General features: G+C 59.5%; 11 protein-coding genes and 1 pseudogene. 4 read left to right on the top strand and 8 right to left on the bottom strand.

Annotated features, from left to right (window positions below):
- Window positions 1–80 precede the first annotated feature (80 nt).
- The 3 genes from ABIB42_RS23295 (at window position 81) to ABIB42_RS23285 (ending at window position 2,302) form a co-directional block, all read left to right on the top strand.
- Complete coding sequence (locus tag ABIB42_RS23295; RefSeq protein WP_157225733.1) at window positions 81–662, top strand: hypothetical protein; 582 nt, start codon at window positions 81–83, stop codon at window positions 660–662.
- A gap of 110 nt (window positions 663–772) precedes the next feature.
- The gene (locus tag ABIB42_RS23290) at window positions 773–1,699 is read left to right on the top strand and encodes a cation diffusion facilitator family transporter (protein ID WP_005670924.1); all 927 of its coding nucleotides are present in this window, start codon (window positions 773–775) and stop codon (window positions 1,697–1,699) included.
- Between the two features lie 18 nt (window positions 1,700–1,717).
- Window positions 1,718–2,302 carry an SIS domain-containing protein gene (locus tag ABIB42_RS23285; RefSeq protein ID WP_109343479.1) on the top strand — a complete coding sequence of 195 codons (585 nt, stop codon included), beginning with the start codon at window positions 1,718–1,720 and terminating at the stop codon, window positions 2,300–2,302.
- A 156-nt stretch (window positions 2,303–2,458) separates the two neighbouring features.
- Here the strand turns inward: ABIB42_RS23285 and ABIB42_RS23280 are convergent, their stop codons facing one another.
- The 4 genes and pseudogenes from ABIB42_RS23280 to ABIB42_RS23265 all read right to left on the bottom strand — a co-directional run.
- Entirely contained in the window at window positions 2,459–3,655 is a 1,197-nt protein-coding gene (locus ABIB42_RS23280) for a tyrosine-type recombinase/integrase (RefSeq protein WP_109343478.1), read from the bottom strand.
- Window positions 3,656–3,679: 24 nt separating this feature from the next.
- Entirely contained in the window at window positions 3,680–5,905 is a 2,226-nt protein-coding gene (locus tag ABIB42_RS23275; protein ID WP_184236230.1) for a S8 family peptidase, read from the bottom strand.
- A 6-nt stretch (window positions 5,906–5,911) separates the two neighbouring features.
- Window positions 5,912–6,997 (bottom strand): AAA family ATPase, encoded by a 1,086-nt coding sequence (locus ABIB42_RS23270; RefSeq protein ID WP_429249051.1) that lies wholly within the window; start codon window positions 6,995–6,997, stop codon window positions 5,912–5,914.
- Between the two features lie 366 nt (window positions 6,998–7,363).
- Window positions 7,364–7,597: pseudogene (locus tag ABIB42_RS23265) on the bottom strand (IS6 family transposase); the annotation flags it as partial.
- A 168-nt stretch (window positions 7,598–7,765) separates the two neighbouring features.
- Here ABIB42_RS23265 and ABIB42_RS23260 point away from each other — a divergent pair.
- Window positions 7,766–7,915 carry a transposase gene (locus ABIB42_RS23260; RefSeq protein ID WP_370659805.1) on the top strand — a complete coding sequence of 50 codons (150 nt, stop codon included), beginning with the start codon at window positions 7,766–7,768 and terminating at the stop codon, window positions 7,913–7,915.
- 296 nt (window positions 7,916–8,211) lie between these two features.
- Here ABIB42_RS23260 and ABIB42_RS23255 read toward each other — a convergent pair whose 3' ends face one another.
- From ABIB42_RS23255 to ABIB42_RS23240, 4 genes are all read right to left on the bottom strand, one after another.
- Window positions 8,212–8,655, bottom strand: coding sequence for a hypothetical protein (locus ABIB42_RS23255; RefSeq protein WP_184236228.1), 444 nt, complete (start codon window positions 8,653–8,655; stop codon window positions 8,212–8,214).
- Between the two features lie 220 nt (window positions 8,656–8,875).
- Entirely contained in the window at window positions 8,876–12,043 is a 3,168-nt protein-coding gene (locus tag ABIB42_RS23250) for an efflux RND transporter permease subunit (RefSeq protein WP_005670908.1), read from the bottom strand.
- The gene (locus tag ABIB42_RS23245; RefSeq protein ID WP_005670907.1) at window positions 12,040–13,629 is read right to left on the bottom strand and encodes an efflux RND transporter periplasmic adaptor subunit; all 1,590 of its coding nucleotides are present in this window, start codon (window positions 13,627–13,629) and stop codon (window positions 12,040–12,042) included. The genes ABIB42_RS23250 and ABIB42_RS23245 overlap by 4 nt, the downstream gene beginning before the upstream one ends.
- Complete coding sequence (locus ABIB42_RS23240) at window positions 13,626–14,942, bottom strand: TolC family protein (protein WP_005670905.1); 1,317 nt, start codon at window positions 14,940–14,942, stop codon at window positions 13,626–13,628. Before ABIB42_RS23240 ends, ABIB42_RS23245 begins: the two co-directional genes overlap by 4 nt.
- Window positions 14,943–14,983 lie beyond the last annotated feature (41 nt).

The raw sequence follows: 14,983 nt of genomic DNA, 5'->3' as shown, positions 1-14,983 counted from the left end.
GGGCGAGTCAGCGGTATGTGCCGGCACTCATGTTTGGCTCGCCCATGCACTTCGTGCGGCCCATCAGGGAGAGGTCGATTATGCGTTTGACACCAAGTGGGATTGAAGTGGTTTTGCCGCATCTTGTGCTGGGAACGAATGTCCTGTCACTGGCGTGGACCGCTTACGGCGCCATATTTTGGGAGAGCTTTTCGCTCGCTGCGAGTGCCCTGTACCAAATTGCCGTCATCATGCTTTATAGCAATAAATGCGAGCGCGCAGTTGGCAAAGAAGAGGAGGCAGGTCGGGACGAAAATATGCGATTCGCCGTTGTCGTCGTTCTGCTAATTCCAAGTCCGTTTATCGCAGGAGGGGCCATACATGCTCTTAACCATGCCTCTAACCTCTTGCCAAGCGATTTGATGCCGCTTGCAATGTGCGCGTTCACGGCCGGCGCATTGCGTGCGCTATACAGTTGTTTATTGTGCGAACAGCACGGTGCGATGTTCGTGATCAAGGCAGCGGTCGCTTTGTTACCCTTTATCGCCCCACTGGTGGCGGTAGGTTTGATTGCAGCAGGGTTCGACAACGTAGATGCCGTAACTGGCATTGCACTGGTGCTGATCCTGCTCTTGGCCGTGCTTGCGCCGCAAGTGGTTCACATCAGGCGGCTTTTCTACTGAGGTAAGGATTGGCCTGTACGCAAATAATTGCGCGCCGCTGCGCGATGCGATGCAAAGACCGGCGGTCGGTCCAGTGCCAACTTAAAAATGTAAGATATTGAGGAGATATCATGGGTTCAGGGCATTCACATTCGCACGCCATTTCACCTACACAGAACGCTCGTCCTCTGTGGATAGCACTAGGGCTGACATCGTCGTTTCTGGTCGCTGAGCTCATTGCCGGGATCATGACGAATAGCCTCGCCTTGATTTCCGATGCGGCGCATATGTTCACAGATGCCGCCGCACTCGCGATATCGCTGGCCGCAATTCACATCGGGCGACGTCAGGCCGACGCAAAGCGTAGCTTTGGGTACTATCGTTTCGAGATCCTGGCAGCAGCCCTCAACGCGATTCTGTTGTTCATGGTGGCCATTTACATTCTTGTTGAGGCCTGGAAGCGGCTGCAGGATCCGCCCGAGATAGCCTCTGGCGCCATGCTCATCGTGGCGGTGCTCGGCCTGGTGATCAACTTGATCAGTATGCGGCTCCTTTCTGCCGGTAAGGATGCTAGCCTGAACGTGAAAGGCGCTTATCTGGAAGTATGGAGCGACATGCTCGGATCGATTGGCGTGATCGTCGGTGCGCTTGTGATTCGCTGGACCGGCGCCACCTGGGTCGATTCGTTGATCGCTGTGGCCATCGGACTGTGGGTGTTGCCGCGCACTTGGATTCTGCTCAAAGCAAGTTTGAACGTCTTGCTCGAAGGTGTACCTGAAGGCATCGATTTAGCTGATGTGAAAACCAAGATTCTTGCAGTGCCAGGCGTTGCAAGCGTCCACGACCTGCACGTGTGGGCCATCACAAGCGGCAAGGTGAGCTTGAGCGTGCACATCGTTTGCGATCCGGGGCATGTGGATCTCGAAGCGTTACTGATCTCGGTCCGTCATGAAATCGCAGATGAATTTCACATCTACCATTCGACAGTGCAAGTCGAGCGCACGCCTTGCGAGCAGGCCACCGAGGTCCATGGCTTCGAGCCATCGGCAAGTCACTGATTTTATAGAGAAGAGCATATGATTGAACATATCAAGAATGGGCTGACCGAAGCGCGGCACGCTCTGGACTTGTTCGTGAACGACGCAACCAAGCTGCAAACCGTGGCTGACGCCGCACAGGTACTGGTGACATCGTTCGGCAAGGGAGGAAGGGCTTTTTCTTGCGGGAATGGCGGTTCAATGTGCGACGCCATGCATTTCGCGGAAGAACTGACAGGACGCTTCCGTCGTGATCGGCCCGGGATCGCCGCAACCGCAATTAGCGACCCAACTCATATCACCTGCGTTGCAAACGACTATGGATACGATCAGGTGTTCGCCCGTTACATCGAGTCCCATGGTCGTCCGGGCGATGTACTGCTCGCGATCAGTACGAGCGGGAAAAGCCCTTCGATTCTGGTCGCGGCCCAGATGGCGCAAAAGCTTGGTATGGTCGTGATCGCTTTGACAGGGACTGCTGGCTCGCCATTGGAGGACTTCTCAGACGTCTGCATCAGCTGCCCGGGCGGTAATTTTGCTGACCGTACTCAAGAGCTACACATCAAGATCATCCATATAATGATCGAGTTGGTCGAGCGCGAACTGTACCCGGCCAATTACTAGCGTAGGCATGGGCGAGTTCCAGGGCCAACGCGAGTGTACAGCGCGTCCCGCTGCCGAGGCGAACGGACGCCTTGAGCATGAGGGGGTCATTGTCCTGGTTAAGAACGTCGGCTAATGCTGCCAAAGCTAAGAATCGCTGTGTCTTTTCTGCCGACGCTACCAATTCGCTCGATGCTTGTCTTCAGTATCGTTGTGCCGCGTGTCGTCCGGTGCGTGCAGATAACCACTAGTGGTGCTGATCGAAGCGTGACCCAGATTGTCTCTGACATGCCGCAAGTCTACGGAGTTGTTCGCCATGTGTGACCCCGCGGTATGCCGCAACCAGTGCGCCGATGCCTGACTGACTCGATGAGCAACATGCACGAATTGTGGTCCCTTGAGCTCGATTCGCTCGGCCGTCATCGCGAAAACAGCCTTGATGATATCGTGGATCCCGCCGCGACTCATCGCCTTAGGCTTCCCGCCGATGGGCAGTAGCAGCGGCGTCGACTCTCCAGGTACAGGCAGCGCAGGGAAGCTTAGTTCACGCCTATATCGGCCGAGTTCGTTCATCAATTCATTGGTCGCCGGCACTAGGCGTACCTTACTTCCTTTGCCGAGGATCTCGAGCCACCACCGTTCGCTGCCATCGCGGTCGCGCCTGCAGAAGAAACTGCCCATATTGTTCTCGGCAATCTCCGAGATGCGTAGACCGCACACATAGAGCAATGTGAACAACCACCGCAGTCGCAGATATCGCTCACGCTCCCTCGGCGTTTCGCGCGGCATGGCGTCAATCGTGGCCTTTACTTCTAGCCAGAGTTCATCGTCAAAATAGCGTTCAATACGAGGCGCCCGTGCGCGACCTCTTTGGCGGGAAAGCGAGAGCGGATTGCCTGCCAGGTAGCCTGCACTGACAAGCCAGGCGAACATCGACGTCAATATGATACCCGCCTGCCTTTGACTTGACGCTGACAATGCCCCTGCGAACGGGCGCCAACGCGGATCATTGCGAGGATGTCTGCGACTCTGTTCACTCACCCATCGGTCTCGGGGCAAGGGGTTGCCCAAGAATGCCTGATAGGCCAACCAATCTTCGTGCGTCAGGGAAGACAGCGGCTTGGCACGCTGAAGCACACACCAGAGAAGCAGCCGCTCAGCCTCTTTTCGATAGGCGTCGAACGTGGCCTTTTTATGGACAAAGTTCGCGAGCCAAGCCAGCACCGCCGCGACATCGGTGTTCGCGCTGATCTGCCTCGGCACATGCCACTCGCGATTAGACCCAACGGACCCATCCAGGTCGCGTGATACCGTCATCACCTCCATAGGCGGAACGGAAATTTCTTCGAGGACGGCGGCTATCTGTTCAGACATTGAAACGTACTGTTTTACGGGAATTTAACTCGGTTGAGATTTCCCGGTGCCGCTCTGAATGCGCACCTCTTGGCGAATCTCGACTGGTTGCAGCGTCTGGTAGCGCTGCCGAATATTATTGTAGACGCCAGGCGTGTCTTCAGCGGCGACTGTTACAACCATCGCATATGGCAAAGCGGGGAGGGCGGCGTTGTCGACGCTTTGTCCGTCCTCACGCGCGCCGTACGTGATGTCGAAAAGCGGATCGTCTAGCGTGTCGACGTTGAACCGATGTTCATGTTTGAGCGTCGTCTCCCACTTTTGCTCGTCAGTGCGCGCTTCGAGCTCGGTCGTGTACATCTTCGATGACGAGAAAAATGGCATCGTTTTCTTCGACGTCTTCTTCGGACGCAACAGCACCGTCAGCCCGGCACGCGTGTAATTCACAGCGTGTTCAGGATCGGTATGACTGGCAAAGCACAGCGTCGCGCGAAGAGTGACTTTCCCATTCAATGGCAGGGAGGGGAACGGGATGAGCGCGCGCAGATTCTGTCCGGCCTGCAGGGTGCCCTGATAGATTACTCGCACTTCGTTGTCCTCGCACGTCAAGACTTCATCGACACTTTGAGGAAACCGGCCGTGTCCGATGTGGCTCATCAGCATGTGCTTTGGCCGGCTAGCGTGGTGCGACATCAAGGCGCGAACCGCTAAAACGCTCAACGGAGAATTGAGGGAGACCTTCACGCCGATCGCTGTTCTAAGGGTCGCTGGAGAGCTAAAACTGGTGCCTGTCGTGTGAGCGTAGTGACCACTGAGAGCGTTGTAGACGACGAAGGGTTCCTCTTCCGAACCACCGAAGGCTACGCCATCGGGTTTGATCATGCCAGGGCTGCGGCCGGGACCGTGTGAGCTATAGGGCGCGCGCTCCCAGGACAAACCTGTGCCGTCGCAGGCGCCCACCGCCAGGGCATTGACCATATCGGAAGGAGGCTGCACCCGGCTCTCCGGCCATTCCTTTTCGCCATCATTACCGACCGCGATAGCTGCCAGCGTGTTGCCAGAGGCGAGATGACTGTCGATTAGCGCCGTCCATGGATGGACCTCGTCATCATCCATCGGCATATATGGCCCGATGCTGAAGTTCACAAAGTCGTATTGCTCAGTTTTGAGGACATGGTCGATATTCTTGAGCACATCGTAGAGGTCGACATCGGGCACATTATCGGAAAGCTGCAACGACGGGCTGATGCAGCGGTAGTGATGCACGTCTGCATAAGGGCGCGGGAACTGCTCGCTATCTTCGTCAAGTGGTCCGAACAGCAGAGCGCTGGTCACACCGTTGCCATGATTGAGATAGGCCGCCGAGGTCGTCTCTGCACCTGGCAAGATTGTCTCTTGTACCCACCGGCCCAGGTCGGTGTGACCGATGCCGCCGTCGAACACTGCAACCTTCAGCTTGGTGTCGATCGCCGGCTGCTCAGTTAAAGCAGGCGCGACGACGCTCGAGCTACGCATGTCCCTGCCGCCGATACGTAATGACGGCATCACCCGCACCGCCCGCACAAATTGGAACGCTGCCAGATCCTGCGCTTTAGCGGCCGCCAGGCGCACTGGAATGAATGTCAGGGCAGATACGCTCAGCGCACGTGATACTTCAGCTGTTCCACCTAGCGAGGCGACGTAGGATGCGAACGCTTTGATGATGTCGGCATCTTCGACAGCGGCATGCAGGACAACCTCAAGAGAGGCCAGCGCTTGATCCGAATTCCTGGCGAAGTTCTTGTCCGCAGCGCTGAACTCCTCCAGGAGTTCGAATCGACAGAGTGCCTTCTGCTGCGTTTCGGAAATCTCTTCCGAAAAAAGCATTCTCTTCAACTTACTAAATGCTACCTCGGTACCTGCGACATACAAAGCTGCGGTGAAGGTCGCTTCACCTGCACGTTGGCGGCTGCTTGCGACGTCGCGCGGCACTACGCGAGCTGAGCGACTTCCCACGCAACGCAAGCCGCTTGCCTTGAGCAGGTTATTGGGATGATGTGTTTTAGCGAGGAAGGCAGGATGTAACGTAAACCTGGCAACGGACTCGCCGCGAGGCTTGAGCGCCGGCGGCTGTGCATGATGGGTGTGCAATAACAGATCAAGTTGCTTGCCCAAGAATTCTCGCTGCTGCGCGATGTTATACGGGTACTTTTTAAGTCCCGATCCGCGCTTGAGCGTGAAAGGCTGCGTGAGCGTCTCGCCGTATCCCAAAATGATGTTCGTTGCCGCCATTCCTGATTACTCCCCGAGGTAACGTTTGATGACACTGCTCACTGTAGGATGGGTTTTCCCCAGCCGAGATGCGATTTCCCGTCGCGATAGGCCTTCCAGATGCAACAGAAGCATCTCGCCTTCATGCGGTTTAACCATGTCGCCTTTTCTCATCCTGAGCTGCAAGGCATTCTTGACCAGAATCGGTACGAGCGCCGATTGCTCGAGGAGGGCGGTTTTACGAGACGAATGGATGAGGTGGCCGATCGAGCTGAACGATTCCCCGTGCAGCAGGGCAGCCAGATTCCGGCGGATGTTCTCGCCCATCGGCAGATCCTGCAAATACTCCACAATCAACTCCGGTGAAGGGGGCTCGAACTGGACGACGTGATCGAACCGGCGCCACACTGCAGGGTCGAGGAGTTCACCGTGATTCGTTGCCGCAATTAACAGCGAGTTCGCTGGCCAGTCGTCGAGGGCCTGCAAGAGCACGTTGACCAAGCGCTTGAGTTCGCCGACATCGCTGTCGTCATCGCGCCGCTTTGCGATCGCGTCGAACTCATCGAGTAGCAAGACGCATGGTCGAGAGATTGCATGATCGAACACAGCGCGTACATTGTTGCCAGTTTTCCCAAGATAGCTGCTCATGACCGTCGCCAGATTCAACGTCAGCAGAGGCAACTTGAGTTCTTGTGCCAACCAGTGCGCAGCAAGCGTCTTGCCGACGCCAGGCTTGCCGCAAAATAGCAACATCCTTGCCGGCGCCAAGCCTTCCTGCATTAGCAGTTCGAGGCTGCGCCATTCTTTCATCACGCCTGACAGCACGCCGTCAACCGTGTTGCTAAAGACAGGCCGTTTTGGCAAAACCACTGGGAAGATGGTTTCTACAAGCTCCATTCGCGAATCGGCATCTACTGGCGTCGGGACGAAGTCCCCGGCGCCGCGCATGACATTGTCAACAGAGAGGAACTGCGCAAGCTCTTGGGCTAGCGCCAAGTCGGTTTGTTTAAGCTTTGAAGCAAGCCGGCCAACTGCGAGCGCGAACGCGCTACGCGAACCGGTCATTCCCGATTGAACCACCTTCACCAACTCTTTTCTCGGGAAACTTTCCACGACAATCCTTATCAATCAACTAGTTAAGACACTTGGAAAATCTCTATGCGTCGATTTTATACGAATCTTTCCACCAAAGCCATAATTTTTACCGTACCTGGGACGGGACGGTGTGGCGGGCGAACTAGTGCGGGAGCCGTGATGGAATCAGCCGACATAATGATAATAATGTCTGATGCGTGTCAGCACGTGAGCAGGTAAAGAAGGCCATCGAAGGCTGCTAGAACAAATGATGAATCGCCACCGCTTGGACGGTGGCGCAATGAAATCAGAATGTGGCAGGCACATGCACGGGCAGGTACACATCGGGCATATCGCGCGTTACCCCGACGCGTACCGATACGCTGAGGTTGCGATTGTCGCGCAGTCCATACACCAACGGCTGCCGATCGGACGTTTGTGCTTGCGAGCCATTTTCTCGATGAGTAGGAGGAAGGGAATCGCCCACCGATTGATGATTGAATGGTCAACCCATACGCCGCGCTCTTCCATCACTTCTCCAATGTGCAGGTAGCTCAGCGGGTAAGCCGCATATTAACGGATGCGCACCAGGATGACGCCGATCAGGAAACGCATTCCTTCGAAGTGGAGCCTGGTCATCGTTCACAGGCTTGGGCGTAAAAGTCTACCCGATCCCAGTGGCGGTTCCGTTAATTCGACAGAACCGTATATAACCCCCGAGTTCCTGCTCACACGAACTCTCTCTCCTTAACGATCTGCGTAGTAAACTTTCCGAACGATGATGTAATCGCGTTCTTCGACCAGGTTGTGGCGCAGCTGCACGAGGTCCCACGAATCGTCTTGATTGACAACGCCAGCATCCACAAGGGCGACCATATAAACAAGAAGCGGAGCCAGTGGGCCAAGGATGGCTTGTATCTGTATTATCTGCCGCCCTATAGCCCTGAACTCAATTGAATCGAGATTTTGTGGAAGCGCGCCAACCATTACTGGCGCCGCTTCGTTGCCAAGAACGGCACAGATCTGCTTGATGAGGTTCAGTCCTTGATGAGCGGCTTCGGGAGCAAACTCACGATGAATTTTGGGTGACTACTTAGCGTTAACTACCAGACAGGCGCCCTTAGCGTTCGTAGTGCTTCGGAAACAGTTTGTGGACGCTACAGCAACGTGGGTAGTGCATGCCACGGAAGAGGTCAGTGGCTTCAAGAATCGGCGGCACTTCTCGGAACAGCACGATGCCATGGCAAGCAAAACTATTGAAGCCAATATCCGTTTCGCTTCACATTGAACTGGTAGAGGTCGATCTCTTGCCGGGTAATAGCTGAGTCCGATGTGACGGACAGTGTCGAGTCGTAGCCGATCGCCCCCGCCGCGGGGCTAGGGACGCCGTCTTTTGGAACCTCTACGCCGAAGAAATTGAGCGAGAAGCCCTGATTGTCTCTGCGGCACGCTATCGTAAAGCGCCCGAGGTAGCTGCCTGAGAGGTAGCTTTTCGCAAAGGTGCTGCCGCTGATGTCGCGCGTTTCGCCGTCGACCGCCAAAGTCATCTTGCCGCGCTGCTCGGTGAGCTTGAGTTCACGGTCTTGGCACTTACCCTCAAGTATCGAACGCTCGATCTGCGGGACGTGGTAACTGTCGTCCGAGCTTACGATAACGGTAGTAGTCAAGGCGGCGGCAAACAACAAGGCTGTAAGCATGAACGGAGTCCCAGGGTTGTGCGTGATCGATTATTGCATCACCGAGAGGCGTCGACAATCACAGATGTTTCATTCGGAACCAGTATACCGGTTGCGTTGACCAAATAGCAAATCCGTGCTTTCCAGGACGCCAGCGGACGACGGGATCTTGCAGTGATTCAGCCCGGTACGCGTCCCATGCACAGGGCCGCGCACCGGCACTACCTACAGTTTCATATCCTTAGTTGTGATCTCCCGATGAGGCACCAACATTGCGCGCTTCATGCAGGGAGCGTTCGTGTAACAGACGCCACGCTGCCGGGATGACGAACAAGGACAGCAGCGGTGCAGTGACCATTCCGCCGATCATCGGCGCCGCAATGCGCTGCATGACTTCTGAGCCGGCCGCGCTTCCGAACATGATGGGAAGCAGCCCGGCCACGATGACTGCAACCGTCATCGCCTTGGGACGTACCCGCAGGAGCGCACCTTCCGTGATCGCTTCCATCACCAGTTCGCTGGTCAAAGCACGCCCGGCATCGAGCCGGCTCTGGAGCGCATTGCGCAGATAGACCTGCATGACGACACCAAACTCTGCCGCGAGCCCTGCGAGCGCGATAAACCCGACCGCAGTTGCAACGGACACGGCGTGGCCAAGCAGCCAGACCAGCCAGAACCCGCCGACGAGTGCGAACGGCACGGTCGCCATCAGAAGGAGCGCTTCCGCCGTGGAGCGGAAGGCCAGGTATAGCAATAGGAAGATGACCAGCAAGGTAAGCGGGACGACGGTCTTCAAGCGCTCGGAAGCGCGCTCGAGATATTCGAACTGTCCCGACCAGCCGACGGAATAACCCGGCGGCAGCGTGACCTTTTCCCGGACGCGCTCCTGCATTGCGCGAACGGCAGTCAAAAGGTCGACACCGCGGACATCGACATACACCCAACCGGACAGGCGCGCGTTTTCGCTGCGGATCATCGGAGGCCCGTCCATCACGACAATCGTCGTCACGTCGCCTAGGCGGATCTGCGCGCCCCGCGCGGTGACGACCGGCAGTTCGCGCAAGGCCTGAACCGAATCGCGGTAGTCCTGCGGATAGCGCACGTTGATCGGGAAGCGCTGCCGCCCGTCGACGACTTCGCCCACGTTGTCGCCACCGATCGCCGTCGATACGACCGTCTGGATGTCGGCCACGCTCATGCCATAGCGCGCGGCGCGCAGCCGGTCGATGGTCACGTCGATATAGCGGCCGCCGCTGAGCCGTTCGGCAAGCGCGGAGCTGACGCCGGGGACCGTCTTGACGGCGGCTTCGATGGCCGTCGTCACCTTATCGATCTGGCCCAGGTCCGGCCCGGAAACCTTGATGCCTACCGGCGTCTTGATACCGGTGGAGAGCATGTCGATGCGGTTGCGGATCGGCGGCACCCACACGTTCGATAGCCCAGGCACCTTCACGATGCGGTCAAGCTCCTCCACCAGCTTTTCGGTGGTCATACCCGGCCGCCACTGGTCCTTCGGCTTGAACTGGATCGTCGTTTCGAACATTTCCATCGGCGCCGGGTCGGTCGCGGTCTCCGCGCGACCCGCCTTGCCGAAAACGGTCGCCACCTCGGGCACTGTCTTGATCAAGCGGTCGGTCTGCTGCAACAATTCGCTTGCCTTTGCGGCGGACAGGCCTGGCAGGGCCGAGGGCATGTAGAGGAGGTCGCCCTCGTTCAGGGGCGGCAGGAACTCGCCGCCCAGCCGCGAGATAGGGATGGCCGTCAGCAGAAGCGCGATCATGGCGATACCCAGCGTGGTTTTCGGGTGCCGGAGACTGGCGTCGAGCAGCGGGCGGTAACCCTTGATGAGCAGGCGATTGATCGGGTTGGCGGACTCCTTCGGGATCCGGCCCCGGATGAGATAGCCCATCAGTACAGGAACCAGGGTAATGGCCAGTCCGGCGGCCGCCGCAAGCGTGTACGTCTTGGTGTAGGCAAGTGGCGAGAACAGCTTGCCCTCCTGGGCTTCGAGCGCGAACACGGGGATGAAGGAGAGGGTCACGATCAGGAGCGAAAAGAACAGTGCCGGCCCGACTTCGACCGATGCCTGGGCAATGATTTCCCAGCGGGTCCTGGCGTCGGGCGCGCTGGCCGCGTTGGTTTCCGCATAGCTCTCGAGGTGCTTGTGGACGTTCTCGACCAGGACGAGCGCGGCATCGGTAGCGGCGCCTACGGCGATCGCGATGCCCCCAAGTGACATGATGTTCGCATTGACACCCTGGTAGCGCATGACGATGAATGCCGCCAGCACGCACAAGGGCAGGGTGAGCACGGCCACGAGCGCGCTACGCACATGGAACAGGAAGACCGCGCACACGATCGCGACTACGATGAACTCTTCAACGAGCTTGCTCCCCAGGTTCGCCACCGATGCCGAGATCAGCGTCGACCGGTCATAGGTCGTGACGATCTCCACACCTTCCGGGAGCGAATGCTTGAGCGTTTCGAGCCTGGCCTTGACGGCGTCGATGGTGTCGAGTGCGTTCTTCCCGGACCGCATGATCACGACGCCGCCGGCGACCTCGCCCTGGCCATTGAGCTCGGCGATACCGCGCCGCATCTCGGGCCCCAGGCGCACCGAGGCGACGTCCCCCAGTAGGACCGGCGTGCCGGCTTCGTTCGCGTTCAAGACGATGTTGCGGAAGTCCTCCAGAGAACGTAGGTAGCCGTGCGAGCGGACCATGTACTCGGTTTCCGCGATTTCGACGACGGAGCCTCCGGATTCCTGGTTGGCCTGAGCGACCGCATCGAGCACCCAGGTGTGTGACATGCCGAACGCGCGCAAGCGGTCCGGGTCGAGGACGATCTGGTATTGCCGGACCATGCCGCCGATGCTGGCGACTTCCGCGACGTCGCGCACCGTCCTGAGCTCGAACTTCACGAACCAGTCGTTGAGGGCGCGCAGCTGGCTGAGGTCGTGCCGGCCGGTCCTGTCGACCAGCGCATACTCGAATACCCAGCCGACGCCGGTACCGTCGGGTCCCAGTTCGGCCCGCACGCCGGCGGGAAGGCGGTTCTGTACCTGGTTGACGTATTCCGTCACACGCGAGCGCGCCCAGTACAGGTCGGTCGCGTCATCGAACAGCACGTAGACGAACGAGTCGCCGAAGAAGGAGTACCCCCGCACCGAGGTCGCTCCGGGCACGGACAGCAGGGCAGTGGTCAATGGATACGTCACCTGGTCTTCGACCAGCTGCGGCGCTTTGCCGGGAAACTGGGCGCGAATGATGACCTGGGTGTCGGAAAGGTCGGGCAGGGCGTCGAGCGAGGTCGTGCGCAGCGAGTGGACGCCCCATGCCGCTAGCAGGGCGGCGGCAAGGAGAACCCAGACCCGGGCGGCGATCGACGCGCGGATGATGCGCGCGATCATTGCTTGCCGTCCTTCGCTACCACGACCCGCTTGAGCAGGTAGCCATCGGCACCCTCGACAAAGTCGAATTCGACGGTCTGGCCAGCCTGGATGTCCTTGAATGCATCAGGCGCAGGCTTCATGAAATCCATCGTCATGGGCGGCCATTGCAGTGTCGGGACGGGCCCGTGCGACAGCGTGATGGCATCTTCCGAGACCTGCTCCACCTTGCCGACCGCCGTATGTACCATTGCCGCTTTGCCTGGCTTGTCTGGCTGTGCAGCGGCGTTCGGCGACTTCTTCATGGCGTCCATACGGTTGGGTGCAGGCGTCTGGGCCCCGCCGCCATTGGTGGGTGCCGCCGGCATTTCACTTTCGAACTTGGGGAGGACCGATTTCAGGTTCGCTTCGGAATCGATCAGGAACTGCCCCGAGATGACGACTTTCTGGCCTTCGTCCACGCCGCTCAGGATCTCGGTGTCATTCCCGATCTCGCGGCCGGTTGTCACGACCACAGGACGCAGGCTGTCGCCCTGAGCGACCAGTACGATGGAACGTGTACCCGATGCGATCACGGCCTCGGTCGGAACCATCAGGCGCGGCTGTGCTGCAGCAGCGCTCAGCCGGACGCGCATCAGCATGCCAGGCATCAGTGATGCGTCGCGGTTGTCCAGTTCGATGCGGGCCTGGGCAGTCCGGGTAGCGGCGTTCACGCCTGGCAGGATTTCACGCACCTTGCCTTCATAGGTTTGCCGGGCATTGCCTTCCGCCGTCGCGCTCACCCGCATGCCGGCTCGAGCGGAGCCGATCAGGGCTTCCGGCACCTCGGCAAGCAGCCAGACGGTTTGCATGCCGACTACCTTGGCGATGGTCATGCCCGGTGTTACCTGGGCGCCTTCACGCACCCCGAGTTCGCTGACGACCCCGGAAACGGGGGAGGTGAGCAGCTGGTGCGTCTGCACACGCCCGGTACGCTCCAGCTCCGCGACAAGAGAGTCGGGGATCGAGAGTGCGCGCATGCGCTGGCGAGCGGCGGAGGCAAGCGCTGTGTCGCCGCCCCGTCTGAGCGCAAGATACTCCTCCTGGGGGGCGATCCATTCCGGGACGAATACCGAAGCGACGGACTGACCGCGCTTGATCTGCTGGAGTGGCGTGCGAACGTGAAGCCTGTCGATGTAGCCGGCGGTACGACTCTGGATGACCTCCTCGCGGCTGGCATCGAACTGGGTCGTGCCGACCAGATCGAGCGACTCGGTGACTACCTCGCGCCGCACGGTCGCGAACCGGATACCGAGATTCTGCTGGAGGGTCGGCGAGATCCTGACCCCGGTCGTTTCACCGCCGTCGGCGTACACCGGGACCAGCTGCATGTCCATGAACGGGCTTTTCCCGGGCTTGTCGAAGCGTTTTCCGGGAACCATCGGATCGTGCCAATACAGGACGCGCCTGCCCGGATCCGATGGGGAGGCGGTGGCCGGCGCGCTCCTGTCGCCGTGTCCGCCGGAGCCGCCTGGAGACCTGTTCGCGCCCAGCCAGTAGCCCCCATACCCGATCAGGGCACCCGCAGCAGTAAGGATCAGAGTCTTCGTTGCAAGGGAGCGCTTCATTTGCCAGTCCTCCCGGCACTTGCCAAGTCCTGCGGAAGCAGGCGCAGTTCCAGTCCCGCCCACACCAGTGCGGCCTCCAGCTCGAGCGCATTAACCTGCAGCCTGCGCGCGAGAGCGGCACGCCGGGCTTTGAATACCGAGGTCAGCGTTCCCATCCCGCCGCGATAGTCGGCCAGCGCGGTCTCGACCTGCCGTGCCGCCGTCGGCAGCAGTTCCTTCTCGAGCCGGGCGATGCGGCGCTTCAGGCTCTCGAGCTGCCCCAACTGGGCCTCGATAGCCGACCGTGTCTCGAGCAAAGCCTCCTCGTACTCCAGCCTTGCCCGTGTGCCCAGTTCGGCTTTCTCCGCGATCTCGCGGTCCTGGCGCTGCGCCCGGTGGATGGTCAAGGGGATGCTGACGCCAAACGAAACCATGTTTGAAAACTGTCCGCCGCGCTGGGCGAAGCCGGCTTCGAATGACCAGTCGGGCCGGCTTTCTTGTACGGCCGCGCCCGCGTCGGCGTCGGCCAGGTCGACGGCGCGGCGTGCGCCGAGGATGGCCGGATGCATGCTTTCCAGGTTCGACATCGCCAAGCGGGTTGCCGCAGTGTCCAGATTCGGCCCCTCATCAGACACGGCCCTGGAGTCGGTGCGGGTCCAGCGGCGCAGCTGGAGGAGCGCGGTCTGCAGGTCCTGCTCGGCCGCATCGACGTCGTCGCCGCTGAGCACGAGCTCGGCTCTTGCCTGAAGGACGTCGCTGGCCGAGGCCTTGGCCCCGCGATGCGATGCCTGGAGGGCCGAAAGTTCGCTTTCCATTTCGTGCGCAATCGACCTGGACAGGCCGACCGCTCGCTGCTTGTACAGCACGGTCAGCCACGCTTTTCCGGTCTCGACACGGATATTCGCGACCTTGTCGAGATGCGCCGCCTCGGCGGCCTCGACCGTGCGGCGTGCCACCTGCGTCCGGGCCTCCCGCTTGCCGCGGGAAACCCATTGCTGTTCGATGCCGATCCGGCGCATTGTCATGAAATCGGCTTTGGGGCGGAAGCGGTCCGGGCCCGTTACGGGCAGGTTATCGATGCCCAGTTTCAGGGTAGGGTCGGGCAACTGGTCCGCGCGCGCGGCAGCATGCTCGCTTGAGGCGACCGAGGCCTGTGCCGCCTTTGCTGAGGACGAAACGGACGTTGCAAGTGCCAGGGCTTCGTTCAGGGAAAGCCCAACGGGGGCAGCAGATGCGCCCCTCGGAACAAGTAGGAACAAGGCCACGACCAGAGCGTGGCCAAGGCGTGCGGGCTTGGCCGGCACGCCATGACGTGACATGAGATAAGAATACATACATCCTCCGCGAATGAAAACGAGCGCCGGCAACTGGCCGG

Origin of the sequence: Massilia sp. UYP32 (assembly GCF_050434365.1) — a bacterium.
GTDB lineage: Bacteria > Pseudomonadota > Gammaproteobacteria > Burkholderiales > Burkholderiaceae_D > Telluria > Telluria timonae.
The sequence above is the reverse complement of the archived record's forward strand: the minus strand, read 5'-3'. Positions and strand labels throughout refer to the sequence as shown.

Coding starts and splice junctions, on each gene's coding strand:
- ABIB42_RS23295 (WP_157225733.1), top strand. CDS start 81: ATGCGTTTGACACCAAGTGGGATTGAAGTGGTTTTGCCGCATCTTGTG.
- ABIB42_RS23290 (WP_005670924.1), top strand. CDS start 773: ATGGGTTCAGGGCATTCACATTCGCACGCCATTTCACCTACACAGAAC.
- ABIB42_RS23285 (WP_109343479.1), top strand. CDS start 1,718: ATGATTGAACATATCAAGAATGGGCTGACCGAAGCGCGGCACGCTCTG.
- ABIB42_RS23280 (WP_109343478.1), bottom strand. CDS start 3,655: ATGTCTGAACAGATAGCCGCCGTCCTCGAAGAAATTTCCGTTCCGCCT.
- ABIB42_RS23275 (WP_184236230.1), bottom strand. CDS start 5,905: ATGGCGGCAACGAACATCATTTTGGGATACGGCGAGACGCTCACGCAG.
- ABIB42_RS23255 (WP_184236228.1), bottom strand. CDS start 8,655: ATGCTTACAGCCTTGTTGTTTGCCGCCGCCTTGACTACTACCGTTATC.
- ABIB42_RS23250 (WP_005670908.1), bottom strand. CDS start 12,043: ATGATCGCGCGCATCATCCGCGCGTCGATCGCCGCCCGGGTCTGGGTT.
- ABIB42_RS23245 (WP_005670907.1), bottom strand. CDS start 13,629: ATGAAGCGCTCCCTTGCAACGAAGACTCTGATCCTTACTGCTGCGGGT.
- ABIB42_RS23240 (WP_005670905.1), bottom strand. CDS start 14,942: ATGTATTCTTATCTCATGTCACGTCATGGCGTGCCGGCCAAGCCCGCA.